The organism is Granulicatella sp. 20925_1_45 (genome assembly GCF_041433555.1).
In the GTDB taxonomy this organism is placed as follows: domain Bacteria; phylum Bacillota; class Bacilli; order Lactobacillales; family Aerococcaceae; genus Granulicatella.
This window is the reverse complement of sequence record NZ_JAPWBR010000003.1, coordinates 1-15,818: the sequence shown is the minus strand read 5'-3', so window position 1 is coordinate 15,818 and position 15,818 is coordinate 1. Positions and strand designations below refer to the sequence as shown.

General features: G+C 36.5%; 13 protein-coding genes and 1 other RNA gene. 10 read left to right on the top strand and 4 right to left on the bottom strand.

Annotation, left to right across the window (positions count from 1 at the left end):
• Nucleotides 1-12: 12 nt before the first annotated feature.
• Nucleotides 13-939, top strand: a complete 927-nt coding sequence (locus tag O3798_RS01700; protein WP_371462780.1) for a PTS system mannose/fructose/sorbose family transporter subunit IID — start codon at nt 13-15, stop codon at nt 937-939.
• Nucleotides 940-962: 23 nt separating this feature from the next.
• Nucleotides 963-1,325, top strand: a complete 363-nt coding sequence (locus O3798_RS01695; RefSeq protein ID WP_048710435.1) for a DUF956 family protein — start codon at nt 963-965, stop codon at nt 1,323-1,325.
• A 33-nt stretch (nt 1,326-1,358) separates the two neighbouring features.
• Here O3798_RS01695 and O3798_RS01690 read toward each other — a convergent pair whose 3' ends face one another.
• On the bottom strand, nt 1,359-2,300 hold the full coding sequence (locus O3798_RS01690) for a diacylglycerol kinase family protein (RefSeq protein ID WP_371462776.1): 942 nt from the start codon (nt 2,298-2,300) through the stop codon (nt 1,359-1,361).
• Between the two features lie 98 nt (nt 2,301-2,398).
• Between O3798_RS01690 and O3798_RS01685 the strand changes: the two genes are divergently transcribed.
• The 4 genes from O3798_RS01685 (at nt 2,399) to O3798_RS01670 (ending at nt 9,052) form a co-directional block, all read left to right on the top strand.
• Nucleotides 2,399-3,511 (top strand): hypothetical protein, encoded by a 1,113-nt coding sequence (locus O3798_RS01685; protein ID WP_371462774.1) that lies wholly within the window; start codon nt 2,399-2,401, stop codon nt 3,509-3,511.
• Between the two features lie 139 nt (nt 3,512-3,650).
• Nucleotides 3,651-6,257 (top strand): ATP-dependent chaperone ClpB, encoded by a 2,607-nt coding sequence (clpB, locus tag O3798_RS01680; protein WP_371462772.1) that lies wholly within the window; start codon nt 3,651-3,653, stop codon nt 6,255-6,257.
• Between the two features lie 390 nt (nt 6,258-6,647).
• Nucleotides 6,648-8,540 (top strand): AAA family ATPase, encoded by a 1,893-nt coding sequence (locus O3798_RS01675; protein ID WP_371462770.1) that lies wholly within the window; start codon nt 6,648-6,650, stop codon nt 8,538-8,540.
• Nucleotides 8,541-8,563: 23 nt separating this feature from the next.
• Nucleotides 8,564-9,052, top strand: coding sequence for a hypothetical protein (locus O3798_RS01670; RefSeq protein WP_371462768.1), 489 nt, complete (start codon nt 8,564-8,566; stop codon nt 9,050-9,052).
• A 97-nt stretch (nt 9,053-9,149) separates the two neighbouring features.
• Here O3798_RS01670 and O3798_RS01665 read toward each other — a convergent pair whose 3' ends face one another.
• The 3 genes from O3798_RS01665 to gpsB all read right to left on the bottom strand — a co-directional run bounded on the left by O3798_RS01665 (nt 9,150) and on the right by gpsB (nt 11,189).
• Nucleotides 9,150-10,298, bottom strand: a complete 1,149-nt coding sequence (locus O3798_RS01665; protein ID WP_371462767.1) for a class I SAM-dependent RNA methyltransferase — start codon at nt 10,296-10,298, stop codon at nt 9,150-9,152.
• A gap of 79 nt (nt 10,299-10,377) precedes the next feature.
• Nucleotides 10,378-10,735, bottom strand: an RNA gene (gene rnpB / locus O3798_RS01660) — RNase P RNA component class B.
• A gap of 40 nt (nt 10,736-10,775) precedes the next feature.
• Nucleotides 10,776-11,189 carry a cell division regulator GpsB gene (gene gpsB / locus O3798_RS01655; protein WP_285252489.1) on the bottom strand — a complete coding sequence of 138 codons (414 nt, stop codon included), beginning with the start codon at nt 11,187-11,189 and terminating at the stop codon, nt 10,776-10,778.
• A gap of 165 nt (nt 11,190-11,354) precedes the next feature.
• Between gpsB and prmA the strand changes: the two genes are divergently transcribed.
• The 4 genes from prmA to dtd all read left to right on the top strand — a co-directional run bounded on the left by prmA (nt 11,355) and on the right by dtd (nt 15,799).
• Nucleotides 11,355-12,299: a 50S ribosomal protein L11 methyltransferase gene (gene prmA, locus O3798_RS01650; RefSeq protein WP_175814809.1), complete on the top strand. Its 945-nt coding sequence runs from the start codon at nt 11,355-11,357 to the stop codon at nt 12,297-12,299.
• Nucleotides 12,299-13,045 carry a 16S rRNA (uracil(1498)-N(3))-methyltransferase gene (locus O3798_RS01645; RefSeq protein ID WP_371462764.1) on the top strand — a complete coding sequence of 249 codons (747 nt, stop codon included), beginning with the start codon at nt 12,299-12,301 and terminating at the stop codon, nt 13,043-13,045. Before prmA ends, O3798_RS01645 begins: the two co-directional genes overlap by 1 nt.
• Before the next feature lie 78 nt (nt 13,046-13,123).
• Nucleotides 13,124-15,340 carry a bifunctional (p)ppGpp synthetase/guanosine-3',5'-bis(diphosphate) 3'-pyrophosphohydrolase gene (locus O3798_RS01640; RefSeq protein ID WP_371462762.1) on the top strand — a complete coding sequence of 739 codons (2,217 nt, stop codon included), beginning with the start codon at nt 13,124-13,126 and terminating at the stop codon, nt 15,338-15,340.
• Between the two features lie 9 nt (nt 15,341-15,349).
• Nucleotides 15,350-15,799: a D-aminoacyl-tRNA deacylase gene (gene dtd / locus O3798_RS01635; protein WP_285252033.1), complete on the top strand. Its 450-nt coding sequence runs from the start codon at nt 15,350-15,352 to the stop codon at nt 15,797-15,799.
• The last annotated feature ends 19 nt before the right edge of the window (nt 15,800-15,818 follow it).

The window sequence follows — 15,818 nt, the reverse complement described above, 5'->3', positions numbered from 1 at the left end:
AGAGTGAATGACATGACAGAGAAAAAAGTATCTTTAACTAAAAAAGACCGCTTAAGCGTTATGCTACGTTCACAATTCTTACAAGGTTCTTGGAACTATGAACGTATGCAAAATGGTGGTTGGGCATTCTCGCTTATTCCAGCATTGAAAAAATTATATCCAAATCCAGAAGACTCAAAAGCAGCGTTAAAACGTCACTTAGAATTCTTTAATACACACCCATATATCGCTTCACCAATTTTAGGGGTAACATTAGCACTTGAAGAAGACCGTGCAAATGGTGCACCAATCGATGATGCAACGATTCAAGGGGTCAAAGTGGGGATGATGGGACCTCTAGCAGGTATCGGTGACCCAGTATTCTGGTTTACAATTCGTCCTATTTTAGGAGCGATTGCTGCAGGGTTAGCTGCAACAGGTTCTATCATTGGACCATTGTTCTTCTTCATCGTTTGGAACTTAATCCGTATCGCATTCATGTGGTCTACACAAGAATTAGGATACCGTCAAGGTTCTGAAATCACAAAAGACTTATCAGGTGGTATTTTACAATCTATTACAAAAGTATCTTCAATCGTGGGGATGTTTGTAATGGGGATCTTAGTACAACGTTGGACAAGTATGAAATTCCCACTTGTATTAACGAGAGTAGAATTGAAACCAGAGCAATATATTCAATTACCTGGAGCAGATGACGTTGTTACTGGAGGTCAATTAGGAGATATTGTTACTAAATTATTAGGTGGTAAAACATTATCACCAGAAGCTGTGACAACTCTTCAAGACAACCTAAACAAGTTGATTCCAGGATTAGCTGCATTACTATTAACATTCTTCGTAATGTGGTTATTGAAGAAAAATGTAAAACCAATTTACATTATCTTTGGGCTATTTGCATTAGGTATTTTAGCTGGATTAACAGGAGTAATGGCTCCTTAATAAAGAGGACTGGAGAGTAGATTATGGTTGTATCGTTAAATACAAAAGCCATTTATAAAACAAAAGCAAACCTATTCAATGGGGGCTTTGGATATACCAATGGGGATATTCTAATTGGAGACCGTGCTTTTGAATTTTACAATCATCAGAATCCAGAAAGCTATCTTCAAATTCCTTGGGAAGAAATTAAGCTGGTAAGAGCTCATGTAATGTTTAAAGGGAAGTTTATTCGTGCGTATTACATTGATACGAATTCTTCTAAAACTTTCCAATTTGTCTCCAAAGATTCTGGGCGCACCCTAAAAGTGATGCGAGAATTTATTGGAAACGAGAAAATCGTGAGAACTGAGCCGATTATCAGTTTCAAAAAACTTTTCAAAAGATAAAGAAAAGGCGAATGTGTAATAACATTCGCCTTTTTAATTTTGTCTTGTAAGAATAAATGGATAAGAATCCAATTGAATTTTGATATCTACATTACCATATTTGGTAAATTCGCCATCGGTTTGTGATTTAATGGGTCCGTTAATTTGAATACGAGCCGCAGTACACTGATACTTTTGTAAGTGATTAGGGAAGTGCTTAAAATGACTACCGTTCGTCAAAATAAAAGGAAAAGCTTTAACAATCGTAAACCCACTCACTTTACGAGCAACGACGACTTCAAATGAGTGATTTCCTTGCTTGGCAGTTGGGACAAAACGGATTCCTCCACCAAAGTAGGAATGATTAAATGCTCCTACAAGCAAATTCTCGGTCACTGTGAAGCTTTCGTTATTATCGATAGTAATTACCGCTTCAAATTCTTCACGCTCTCTAAACGCCTTTAAAATCGGTGTGAGATAAGATGCCTTTTTGATTCCATTTGATTCAAGAACAGCTTGTCTTTGTTTTTGGTTTAATTCGCAAATAGCAGCATCGATTCCAAATCCAACGGAATTCAGTGCAATTCCTGATGTTCCTGAATTCTGTTCATGGTAGGTAAGGAATTCTAATTCGATAGAAGGTGCATTCTTTAAGTTTTGTACGAACACATCCGCATCATGAGTAAGATTCATCTCTCTAGCAAAGTCATTTCCAGTACCAGCTGGAAGATAGGAGAGAGGCACTTCGATTTTATTCTGTTTTAAATAATGGAGAGCTTCATTAAGAGTTCCGTCTCCGCCAATAATGACGACTTTAGTGTGCTCATTTCTTTCTGATAAATGCTTCTCAAGAAGATCAGGTAGTTCACCAGCTCTTTGTGTTTGGAAGAGTTTAAAGTGGATGCTACATTTCGTGCAGGCTTCCACAATTTGATTAATTTGCAGTTGACCGGATTGGCTTCCAGACATCGGATTCCCAAAAATAAATAAATTCATGCTAAACATCCTTTCAATTGCCATTATTATAGCATAAAAGTAGTCAAAATAGAGTGCAATTTTTACGGAATACCGTATAATAGAGACGAGGTGAAAGTATGGCAAATGATTTTTTTGAACACGTATTAAATCCAACGTGGAAGAATTTACCTAGTGAATCGAAAGAAGTTGTCTTTCGAAATGTATTAAGATATTTTGTAAATCCAATGTCGACCATTGAGAACCTAAGAAGTGTCAAATTTGAATTCGGTGGAATCACTAATGAAACTTTTGAAGTCATGATTGATGGAAGAGAGTTTGTATTCGTTCCTGGACAAAATGAGGTTATTTTAGGCTGGGATAGCGGATTGTCAGGCCTTTCTGGTCTTGACTGTAGTGAAGAACGTCAAGAGCTTCGTTTTGCCTTTAAACGTTATTTAAATCAACATCTAACGGGCTTTATGTTCCTCAATCAAGATGTTCAAGAAAAAGACTTATCGAGTGAAAAATTGACCACGCAAATCGTTGAAGACGGCATTAATTTAATGACGTCAGATTTAAGAAAAGTGAATATCCCAGCGATGTTAGTCGAAAAGAAACCGAATTTTGTAGGACTACGCTTTATTGGGAATTATTCAGTGGTTACAGGGCAGTTAACAGGAGCCGAGGAACCTTCACCCGAAACGCTTGAGATTTTAGAAGAAGCAGTGACTCCAGATAACTCGATGGAAGCATTATTCCAAGATTTCCCAAGAGCGGTACGTGTGGATCGTTACTTTATGCAACAAGATCTAAAGAATCCTGACAATTTTGCTTGCTATGTGGCGGACCCTGTTGGTTATGAAGAGGCTCGTAAAGAAATTGAACGTACAGGGATGGGCCTCTTAAACGAGGATGAGTGGGAGTATTGCTGCGGCAGTGGTACTCGTCGTCTGTTTAAATGGGGAAATCAATTACAACGTTCCCTTATTCAAGATGAAGAGAATTCTCCCTTATGGAATGAAAATATGTTTGGATTGGAAATCGCCAATGCGGAATTTGGCCCTGAATTAATCGAGGGTAGACCTTATACCAAAGGAGCGTGGCTTGAAGAAAACTTCAAAGCACCAGTGTTGAACTTATTACCGTTATCGTCTTATTACTCAGTGAATTTACCGTTATTAGTCGATCCTAATGGGCATCTTGCAGCAGGTTATTACTGTGCAAGACGTGCGATTCGAATTGAAATGTAATGATGAAATCAGTCACAGTTGTGGCTGATTTTTTAAATATTTATTAAAGTCAAAAAAAGTCAAATAAAATTATTGACCTTTCCTGACTAAAGGTGTATACTTTAATCATGGTCAAGAGACCACAAAAGGAGGAATGAAGATGAATATTGAAAAAATGACTACAACAATGCAACAAGCATTAGGCCAAGCGCAACAAATTGCGATGGTCCGTAAACATCAAGAAATTGATATTCCTCATTTATGGAAAGTATTTATGGAACCAAATCACTTTGCAAGAAATTTATATAGTGATCTACAAGTGAATGACAAAGAATTTGAGGAATTAATTGATAAAGAATTAGACCGTATTTCTGTAGTAGAAGGACAAAATGTCCAATATGGTCAAAGTATGAGTCAAAACTTATATCGACTCTTTACAGAAGCTGAAAAGATTAGAGAAAGCTTTAAAGACGATTACTTATCTACGGAGGTAGTTGTACTGGCGTTGATGGAACTACAAAATCATCCATTGACTCGTTATTTAGTACAACATCACGTAACAAAAGAAAATTTGAGAGCTCGTATTGAAGAGCTAAGAGGGGGAGAACGTGTGACTAGTCAAAATCAAGAAGAACAATATGAAGCATTATCAAAATATGCGCGTAATTTAAATGAAGCCGTTCAATCTGGTAAACAAGATCCTGTGATTGGACGTGACGAAGAAATTCGAGATGTGATTCGTATTTTATCTCGTAAAACAAAAAATAACCCTGTCTTAATCGGGGAACCTGGTGTTGGTAAAACAGCAATCGTTGAGGGATTAGCTCAACGTATCGTTAAAAAAGACGTACCAGAAAACTTAAAAGATAAATTAATCTACTCATTAGATATGGGTGCTTTAATCGCGGGGGCAAAATACCGTGGTGAATTCGAGGAACGTTTGAAAGCCGTTCTTAAAGAAGTGACAAAATCAGAAGGACGCATCATCTTATTTATCGATGAAATCCACACTATCGTTGGTGCTGGTAAGACAGAAGGTTCAATGGATGCTGGTAACTTACTAAAACCAATGTTGGCTCGTGGTGAGTTACATTGTATTGGTGCTACAACGCTTGACGAATACCGTGAAAACATGGAAAAAGACAAAGCGTTAGAACGTCGTTTCCAAAAAGTGCTTGTGCAAGAACCAACTGTTGAAGATACGATTTCAATTCTTCGTGGATTGAAAGAACGTTTCGAAATCCACCACAGTGTAAATATTCACGATAGTGCGTTAGTAGCTGCTGCGACTTTATCAAACCGTTATATTACTGACAGATTCTTGCCAGATAAAGCGATTGACTTAGTCGATGAAGCCTGTGCAACCATTCGCGTTGAAATGAACTCAATGCCAACAGAACTCGATGCAGTCACTCGTCGTTTGATGCAACTTGAAATCGAAGAACAAGCGTTGAAGATGGAAAAAGATGACGCTTCTCAAAAACGTCTTGCTATTTTACAAGAGGAATTAGCAGAACAACGTGAAAAAGCGAATAACCTCAAAATGAAATGGGAAATCGAAAAAGAAGAAGTCAATAAAATCCGTAATAAACGCGAAGAAATCGACCGTGCTAAACACGAATTAGAACAAGCAGAAGCTGATTACAACCTTGAAAAAGCTGCTGAACTTCGCCACGGACGTATTCCAGCTCTTGAACATGAATTGAAAGAACTAGAAGATCAAAACAAAGCGAATGCTGAAAGCACGCAACGTCTCGTTCAAGAATCAGTAACTTCTGAAGAAATCGCTCGAGTAGTGGGACGCTTGACAGGTATTCCTGTAACAAAACTTATGGAAGGCGACCGTGAAAAACTTCTTCACTTAGAAGATATTCTTCATGAACGTGTCATCGGTCAAGATGAAGCTGTACAAAAAGTAGCTTCAGCAGTACTTCGCTCTCGTGCAGGCTTACAAAATCCTAGCCGTCCAATCGGAAGCTTCCTATTCCTTGGACCTACAGGGGTTGGTAAGACAGAACTTGCGAAAGCTCTTGCAGAAGATTTATTCGACTCAGAAGACCATATGGTTCGTATCGATATGAGCGAATATATGGAAAAACATTCAGTGTCTCGTTTAGTGGGAGCTCCTCCAGGATATGTTGGATATGAAGAAGGGGGCCAATTAACAGAAGCTGTTCGTCGTAATCCATATACAATCGTTCTATTAGATGAAATTGAAAAAGCACATCCAGATGTATTTAATATCTTGTTACAAGTATTAGACGATGGACGTTTAACCGATTCTAAAGGACGAGTAGTTGACTTCAAGAATACAGTGATGATTATGACAAGTAATATTGGTTCACAATTCTTGCTTGAAACACAAGGCGATACAATCGACGAAGAAACTCGTACGGCAGTAGAGGGTGTTTTAAAAGCAACATTCAAACCAGAGTTCTTAAACCGTATCGACGAAACAATCTTCTTCACACCGCTTTCTAAAGACAATATTCGTGGTATCATTACGAAGATGTTGAACCAATTAGCAGTTCGTGTGGAAGAACAAGAAATCGTCCTAAGCTTCACAGATGAATTAAAAGATTGGATTGCAGATAATGCATATAATCCAGTGTATGGTGCTCGTCCAATAGCGCGTTACATCCAACGTGAAATTGAGACACCACTTGCAAAAGAAATCATTCGTGCAAGCATCCTTCCAGGAGACCAAGTGAAATGTGATTTAGGAATCGATCACGTGACATTTGAAGTCATTGGAAAGAATGAATAATCGATAAATGAAAACGCAATGGACAACTGTCCATTGCGTTTTTCTTTCTTTTTTATGTGAGAATATCATTATAGTATTAGGTTTGATATTCGTTTTTATAAATGAAATATGAATTAAAATGATATTGTTTTAGAATAAAAAATGTGATAATATGAATAATGTGTTAAAAAATAAAGTATGTATTATGAGGAGAGGGTAGAATGGTCAAAAATAATAGAACTTTTTGTGAGGTAGTGTCAACACTGCTATCTCTTCGTAATTATTCATTTTTTTATTCGCTTTGAATAATATAATTATTTCATAAGAGATATATAATTCTACTGTATAGAATGAAGCTACAGATAGGAATTACCCTATTTATATTAAATTTTATTAGATTGAGGTTAAAATATGGCTTATTTTTTAGTTGGAAATGATAATTCGTCTTTTTTCTCTAAAAGAACAACATGGGATTTAGAAGCAGCTATAAATGCTTCTAAATCAGGGGATGTTATTGAAATTCAGCCTGGATATGTATTTCAAGGAACTAATTTATTAATTGATAAAGATATCTCCATCATTGGAAAAGTTAGTAGTAATAACTTGAATGAATTTCCAGAGATTAGAAATGCAATTATAGTTAAAAACTGTAATGTAGTTTTAAATAATCTAATTATTAATATCTGTGAGGAATCAAATGCCTTAGTTATTAAAGAGAATTCTAAAGTTATTACTAGTAATTTAATTGTTGAAAATCAATTTACTGGTGGAGAAGTGTATCCTCTGTGCTTTTTAGAAGATTCTGAATTAATTTTACAAAATTCTGTTTTTATAAGTGAAATAAGTGTCTCTTCACACCATTCTACTTTTAAAGCCGTTGAATCACATATCAATGGTAGTGTGATTAGTGATAATTCAACAATCACAATAGATTCTTCAGAAATTAAAACTGAAATCGGACCATGTTTAGAAATAGTAAATAGTTCAATTTTTAATGTTAATAAATCTAATTTACTGTGTGAAAACGTTTTAGAACATCAGGTTTTCGTTTCTAAGGATTCAGAAGGGAGTATGTCAGGAACATCTATTTCATTTCTAAATGATGACAATGAATACCATTGTGCATTAGGACTTATAAATACAAATATCGAAATAGATTCTGTGAATGTTGAGACATTACATTCTATAAATTCAAAAATTTTCCTAAAAAGTAGATTATTAGTTAATCAAACTGCCAGTGTTGGAAGTAATACACGTCTTTACGGAAATGAATTATTTATTGCTGGTAAATATAATGGTGACGTAAACTTCTTTGTTAATGGAAAAAGTTGCGTTGAGTTGAAAACATTAGCTATTGGTGCTGAGTCGAACCCGGATATAAAAATTGAACGCGGTGTTTCATTTGATGTAAAAAATATTTTATCTTTACGTACTGATAAAGAAGATAATTTGATAGTAGATGAAGATGGTTCATTATTGATTGACGAAAGAGAAATTCAATCAGAGTTTTTTGGTGAAAAAACAGCAAATGAAAAATTGGAAGAGATGATTGGGCTCGATAACTTAAAAAATGAAGTGAAAGAGTTTATAGCAATTTCTAAAATGAATAAAATTAGAAAAGATCAGGGATACAACGTTTCCGGTTTTACATTACATTCGTTATTCCTAGGAAATCCTGGTACAGGAAAAACTACTGTAGCAAGATTGATGGGACAACTTTTGTATGAAAATCAAATTATTTCTGCTGATAAATATGTTGAAACATCCAGAAGTGATTTAGTAGGACAATATATAGGACATACAGCTCAAAAAACAAGAGAAGTTCTTGAATCTGCCTTAGGTGGAGTACTATTTATTGATGAAGCATATACTTTAGCTACTGGCGGAGATAACGATTTTGGAATAGAGGCTATTAATGAGATTCTAAAGTTCATGGAGGACCATAGACAGGATTTAGTGATTATCTTTGCAGGATACACTAAAGATATGGAAAGATTTTTAGAAATGAACGAAGGGTTAAGAAGTCGAATTCCAAATACATTTACTTTTGATGATTATACTGTTGAACAATTAGTGAAAATTGGATTTGATGAGTTAACTGCGAATGGATATAAAGTTGAATATGATTTATACAAAAATTTAATCGAAAATAATTTAGAAAAATCGAATGATCACAGCAATGGTCGTTGGGTAAGAAATCAAAACGAGAAAATCTTAAGGAAATTAGCTGTATTTATGTTCGAGAAAGGAACAGAGGATTTAAATACTATTCCTAATGAAGTTATAAAACAATGTTATTTATAAAATATAAGAAATGAGGAACTAAAATGACAGAGAAAATTGAAAATGAAGTTAAAGAAGAAATTGAATATGTATTACCGAATGGAGATAATGGTACAGACAAGAGTATATTTAGTCTATGGAACTCAATAAATGACCATTTAACTCCGGAATACCGAAAAAAATATCTAGTACGTAAAATCTTATGTTGCTTTTTTATTTTCCTTATCTGGATTATTATTTTTGCTTCAATGACTAAATCGTCAATTATTCCTTTATTATTGGCTTCAGTAATGACTGTACTTTCATTTAAATTTTGGCATTATTCATATTGGAGTTATCAAGGAGGTCTCATTGATACTTTCTTAAGAAATTATATTCGTTTTGGAACTTTTTGGAATCTAGTTGGAAGAACAATTTTACAACATGTTTTAGTATATTTATGGATTACATTTATAGCACCTTTTAGTGGGATTAAAACTTGGAGAAAAGCAGTCAAAAACGACAAAATCCTATATGTTGAAAAATTATCATAATTTAAAGAATTAAGAATTTAATTGTAATTAAATAAGACTTAAAACAAGAAATTAAATTTCTTGTTTTTAAGTCTTTGTTTTATATCAAAAATGCGATTTATTTGTCTTCTTGAACGCGACGTTTTCTAACCCCCCAGAATTGGAAGTAGTCGGTACGGATGGCACCGTTATAGAGTTTGCGTTTCTTCGTTGCTTTTTGACCATAGTGGTCTTCGAATGTTAAATCGCTCGTTAAGATATACTTACTCCAAGTTTCAAGTGGAGCATAAGTTTCACCCATTTGCTTATAGATAGCTTGAGCCTGTTCTTCTGAAAGAAGACGGTCTCCGTATGGTGGGTTAGAAACGATAATTCCATTTTCTTTCTTTGTGCGGAAGTCTTTCAATTGCATTTGCTTGAACTCGATTTGGTCTGCGACACCGGCTTTAATGGCATTTTGCTTCGCAATTTCAATCATAGAACCATCAATATCGGCACCAAGAATATCGAGTTGAAGTTCAGTGCGGATTTCTTTTCTAGCTTCTTCTCTGACTTTATCGAAGACACCGGGAGTAAAGAAAGTCCATTTTTCAGCGGCAAATGAACGATTCAAACCAGGAGCAATGTTCTTACCGATAAGAGCCGCTTCAATTGGAATCGTACCAGAACCACAAGTAGGGTCGTAGAACGGTTTATCAGGATACCAGCTTGTAAGCATCACAAGAGCCGCAGCCATGTTTTCTTTTAGCGGTGCGCCACCTTTTTCAGTACGGTAACCACGTTTGAAGAGGCTAGTTCCACTTGTATCAATCGTAAGGGTCACAACATCTTTTAAAATGGCCACTTCGATAGGATAGAGGGCACCTGTCTCAGGTAAGTGAGTACGACGGTGGTAAGCCTCGCTTAAACGATTCACAATCGCTTTCTTAACGATGGATTGGCAGTTAGGAACACTGTGAAGAGTAGATTTCACAGATTTACCAGATACTGGGAATTCCGCATCAACTGGAAGAATTTTCTCCCAAGGAATCGCCTTTGTTTGCTCAAAGAGCGAGTCGAATGTTTTTGCAGTGAATTGTCCCATAATGATTTTGATACGGTCGGCTGTACGAAGCCAAATATTTGTACGAGCAATATCGTAATCGTCACCTTCAAAGAAGGCTTTGCCGTTTTCTACTTGTACGTCGTAACCCATGTTGCGTAATTCTTTACCAACAAGAGCTTCAATTCCTGCAGCTGCAGTCGCTACTAATTTATATTTTGTCATAGATTTCTCCTTTATTCGTAAAAAGAGGAGTGGACACAAGGCCACACTCCTTACAATTCGCTAAAATCCTGAAGTAAACTTCTGTAAGCCATGTTCTGTTCCATTTAATAGCAGGATCTATTAAATTTCAGTAATCATCTGTCTACACATCATGTGTCTCTTTTTTCGTTCATTTCCTAGTAAGAGTGCCCCTACCATAAGTTTGGGTTGCTCGCTCGAGGGGTTTACCGCGTTCCACCAATTCCGTTTCCAAAATTGCTTCGTCACTGTGGCACTTTCAAGAATACTAGAGCATAGCATTGCCTTAGCTCGTTTTTCTGCCGTCAACCTAAAGTTGCCTTAGCTTATTGTTTCGCTAAGCACGATCACTACAAGCATCTCAGCCTGTGCGAGCATGGACTTTCCTCAGCAAATTAATGCCGCGATTACTCAAAGTTTACTAAATTTAAAAAAGTTCGTTATATCAAATTTGATATATTAATAATTATTGTCGCGTACTGGTGTAATCACGCGAGTTTTGTAGAAATCATCATCGTCTTCTGCAACATCTTGAGAAGGAGAAGAGTAGCTGTCTTCTTCTAATTTAGAATCGAAAACGTGTTTTTCTAAGTTTGATAAACGTTTCAAGATATCAAAGTTTGTTACACCTGAAGATGATACATTGCTTGAACGGTTAGCTTTTGAAACAGTTGCTTGACGAGATAATTCGTCTACTTTAGTTAATAAGCGTTCATTTTCAGCTTGTAGGAAGCTAATTTCTTTTTGGAATGTGTCATAATCACGAATAATTAAATCTAAAAATGCATCGACTTCTTCAATGTCGAAACCTCTGAATGAGCGTTTGAATTGTTTTTGTAAAATATCTTTTGTACTTAATGAAATACGTGCCATAATTGCTTTCCCCTTTTTTAATCTGTCAAATAGTCATTAATTAATTTATCTTCTTAATGATACTAAAATCCATGCAAAAATACAAATAGGATAGGGTTATTTTTAGTTATTTTTAATGAAATTTGTTATAATTTTTAAAAAATACAAGTAAAGAAGAGGGTTAACATGAACTGGTTAGAAGTCACAGTAAATACGCATTCTGAGAGTGTCGAAGTCGTAAGTTCGATTTTAATTGAATTAGGATCAAAAGGAGTCTCAATTGATGACCCTCAAGACTATTATCAATTAACTGATGAACAATTAGAATGGTTGAAAGTACAACAAAAAGACTTATATGAAACGGATACCGTGATTGTGAAGGGCTATTTCCAACCAAGCCAATGGACTGAAGAAGCCAAAACGCAATTAGACGAACAATTAAAAGAACTAGAAAGTTACGGCCTACAAACAGGACCTTTAACCGTTCGTGTTAGTGAAGTTGGAGAGGAAGACTGGGCAACAGCCTGGAAACAATACTACTTCCCAGTACGTGTAACACGTTACTTAACAGTCGTTCCTAGCTGGGTAGACTACGAGAAAGAACAAGAAGATGAACTTCTAATTGAACTCGATCCAGGACTTGCATTCGGAACAGGAACGCACCCAACGACACAGCTCTCACTCACAGCCCTTGAACAAACGATTCGTGGTGGGGAAAGTGTGCTAGACGTTGGTACTGGTTCTGGAGTATTAAGTATCGCCTCTAAACTCTTAGGAGCTGGTCAAGTGACGGCTTTTGATATTGACGAAATGGCTACACGAGTGGCTAAGGAAAATATCGCATTAAACCCTACGATTGGCGCAATCTATGTCTACGAAAACAACTTACTTGTTGGTGTAGACCAAAAGAGTGATTTAATTGTAGCGAATATTTTAGCGGAGATTTTAGTGCAGATGCCTGAAGATGCTTATCGTAATTTGAATGATAATGGAACATTAATCTTATCAGGAATTATCGAATCAAAAGCAAAAGAAGTACAAGAAGCATATGAAAAAGCAGGCTTCACTCTAGTAGAACGCATGACGATGAAAGAGTGGAATTGCTTTGTAATGAAAAAGGATGTTGAGTAATGCAACGGTATTTTGTAAAAGGAAACGTAAGTGAAACGACGCATTCATTAGTGTTCTCAAAAGACCAAGTCCATCAGTTGAAGAAAGTGATGCGCGTTCGAGCGGGAGAACAATTCGAAGTAGTGGATGATTCGAGTCAATTAGCCATTGTTGAAGTCACTGAATTAGACCCATTTGAAGTGAAAGTGGTTGAACTTTTGGAGCAAAAAGTAGAACTTCCCGTATCAGTTACGATTGCAGTGGGACTCTCTAAAGGAGATAAACTCGACTTTATTGTTCAAAAGGCAACTGAACTTGGTGTAAGTGAAATCATTCCGCTCTCATTGACACGGAATGTGGTTAAATGGACTGGAGATAAGGCAGACAAGAAGATTGAACGTCTTCAAAAGATTGCCGAAGAAGCGAGTGAACAATCGCATCGCCTGAAAGTCCCATGTGTAACAAGTGTGATGACACTAAAAGAGTTAGCAAATTACACAAGTGATTTCGAACAAAAATTAATTGCTTATGAAGAATCTGCCAAGGTTGGAGAAAGCCTTCAACTCGTTAAAAGTTTGCAGTCCTTACAGGAAAATGAGCGCATTATTTTTGTTTTTGGTCCAGAAGGTGGCATCGAAGAACAAGAAGTGGAGTTATTAGAGCAAAGTGGGTATCTTCCTTGCTCACTAGGCCCACGTATTTTACGCGCTGAAACAGCACCTTTATATGCACTAGCAGCAGTTTCATATCAATGTGAGTTATTATAGGAACCAATAGTTGACGATAGTCTATTGTCGCGGTACTATTAGGAATACATTAGAGCGCAATGCTTAAGGAGTTTACAAATGTCTAAAAATAAGACTTATACCGCAGATGATGTCCTTGCAATGTGTAAGGAGTACATGAACGAAACACATATTAAATTTATTGAAAAAGCCATCTATTTTGCGACATATGCTCATAAAGATCAAATTCGTAAATCTGGAGAAGCTTATATTGTGCATCCCATTCAAGTAGCTGGAATTCTTGCTGAATTAAAGTTAGATCCAGACACGATTGCGACTGGGTTTCTTCATGATGTCGTCGAAGATACTGGTTTTAGTATTGATGATATTGAATATGAATTTGGAAAAGATGTTGCATTTCTCGTTGAAGGTGTAACAAAACTAGGGAAAATTAAATATAAATCTCATGCAGAGCAACAAGCGGAAAATCACCGTAAGATGCTTCTTGCGATGGCCAATGACCTTCGTGTAATCATGGTGAAACTAGCGGACCGTTTGCATAATTTACGTACGTTGAAATTCCACAAGCCTGAAAAACAACGCATGATTGCAGAAGAAACACTTGAGATTTATGCACCTCTTGCACACCGTCTTGGGATGAATAAAATTAAGTGGGAGTTAGAAGATACGTCTCTCCGTTATTTAAACCCACAGCAATATTATCGTATTGTTCATTTAATGAATTCAAAACGTGATGAACGAGAAGAGTATATTAATACAACAATCGAAAATATTAAAGAAGCTACAAAAGACTTAGATATCGAAGCGGTTATTTATGGACGCCCAAAACATATTTATTCCATCTACCGTAAGATGAAGGACCAAAAGAAACAGTTTAGCGAGATTTATGACTTACTTGCGATTCGTGTATTAGTCGATAGTATTAAAGATTGCTACGCCGTTCTTGGGGCGATTCATACAAAATGGAAACCAATGCCAGGGCGTTTTAAAGATTATATCGCGATTCCAAAGGCGAATATGTATCAGTCTATCCATACAACCGTGATTGGTCCTGGTGGACGTCCTGTGGAGATTCAAATCCGTACGTTCGAAATGCACCAAGTTGCCGAATACGGGGTTGCGGCTCACTGGGCATATAAAGAAGGAAATAAAGAAAAAGTGACGAACGATCCATTACAAAAACAATTGGATTGGTTCAAAGACTTAATCGAACTACAAAATGAAACGAAAGATGCCAAAGACTTCATGAATAGCGTGAAGGAAGACATCTTTGGAGATAAGGTCTATGTATTTACACCAAAAGGAGATGTCTCAGAACTTCCTTTAGGTTCAGGGCCACTTGATTTTGCATATAATATCCATACTGAAGTTGGAAACAAAACTGTAGGTGCAAAAGTCAATAATAAGATTGTTCCATTGAACTATCAGTTGAAGACTGGAGATATCGTAGAAGTATTAACGTCTGCGAATTCATTTGGACCTTCACGTGACTGGATTAATCTGGTTTATACGACTCGTGCAAAAAATAAAATCAAACGTTTCTTCAAGTTACAAGACCGTGATGAAAATATTATCAAAGGTCGCGAGTTACTTGAAAAACAAATTACAGAACTTGGATTTAACTTCAAAGACTTTATGACGAAACAGGGCATGAAAGACATTGCAGCCCGTTTCAACTTTGGAACAGAAGAAGATCTACTAGCATCGATTGGTTTTGGAGAAATCTCATACCAAACCGTTGCTAATAAGATGACGGACAAAGCGCGTAAGGAAATCGAAGATCAAAAAGTGGTCGAAACTGCTTTTGAGAAAACGACGACTCAAGGACTGAAGAAGGAAAGCCAAAAGATGAAAATTCGTCACGAAGGTGGTGTCATCATCGAAGGTGTGGACAATCTTCTCATCCGCTTAAGCCGTTGTTGTAATCCAGTTCCTGGAGACGATATCGTTGGTTATATTACAAAAGGTCGCGGGATTTCAGTTCATAGAAAAGACTGTCCTAACGTTCAACTTCCTGAGAGTGAACAAAACCGTCTAATCGAAGTGGATTGGGAAGATACAGCCAATACTGGTCAACAATACGATACAGAGTTGGTTGTTGAAGGATACAACCGTAATGGATTGTTGAATGAAGTCTTGAATGTCATCAACAGTACGACTAAATCGTTAAATTCTGTCAATGGTAAAGTTGATGCGAATAAGATGGCGACGATTTCTGTCAATATCGGAATTATGAATACGCAACAATTAGATTTTATTGTAGATAAAATCAAACAAATTCCTGATGTATATAGTGTACGTCGTGTGATTTCATAGGAGGAGTTCATGAGAATTGTATTACAGCGAGTGAAGTCCGCTAGCGTATCGATTGAAGGGACTGTTGTTGGTGAAATCGAACAAGGGTTTCTGTTACTAGTAGGAGTAGGGCCTGATGATACTAGAGATGATGCGTCTTACTTAGCAAGAAAGATTGCTGGAATGCGTATCTTCAGCGATGAGAATGGAAAAATGAATCTGTCGATTGATCAAGTCGGCGGAAAGATTTTATCCGTTTCGCAGTTTACGCTGTTTGCTGATACGAAAAAAGGAAACAGACCTTCTTTTACTGGAGCTGCTAGTCCTGAAGCTGCAAATAAGCTCTACGAAGAATTCAATGAAATCCTGCGCACGGAGTATGGGTTAATTGTTGAAACAGGAGAGTTTGCGGCGGATATGCAAGTCAGTCTTGTAAATGATGGGCCAGTAACCATCTTACTCGACACCAAAAATCAATAAAAAAAGAAGCACAGGAGAA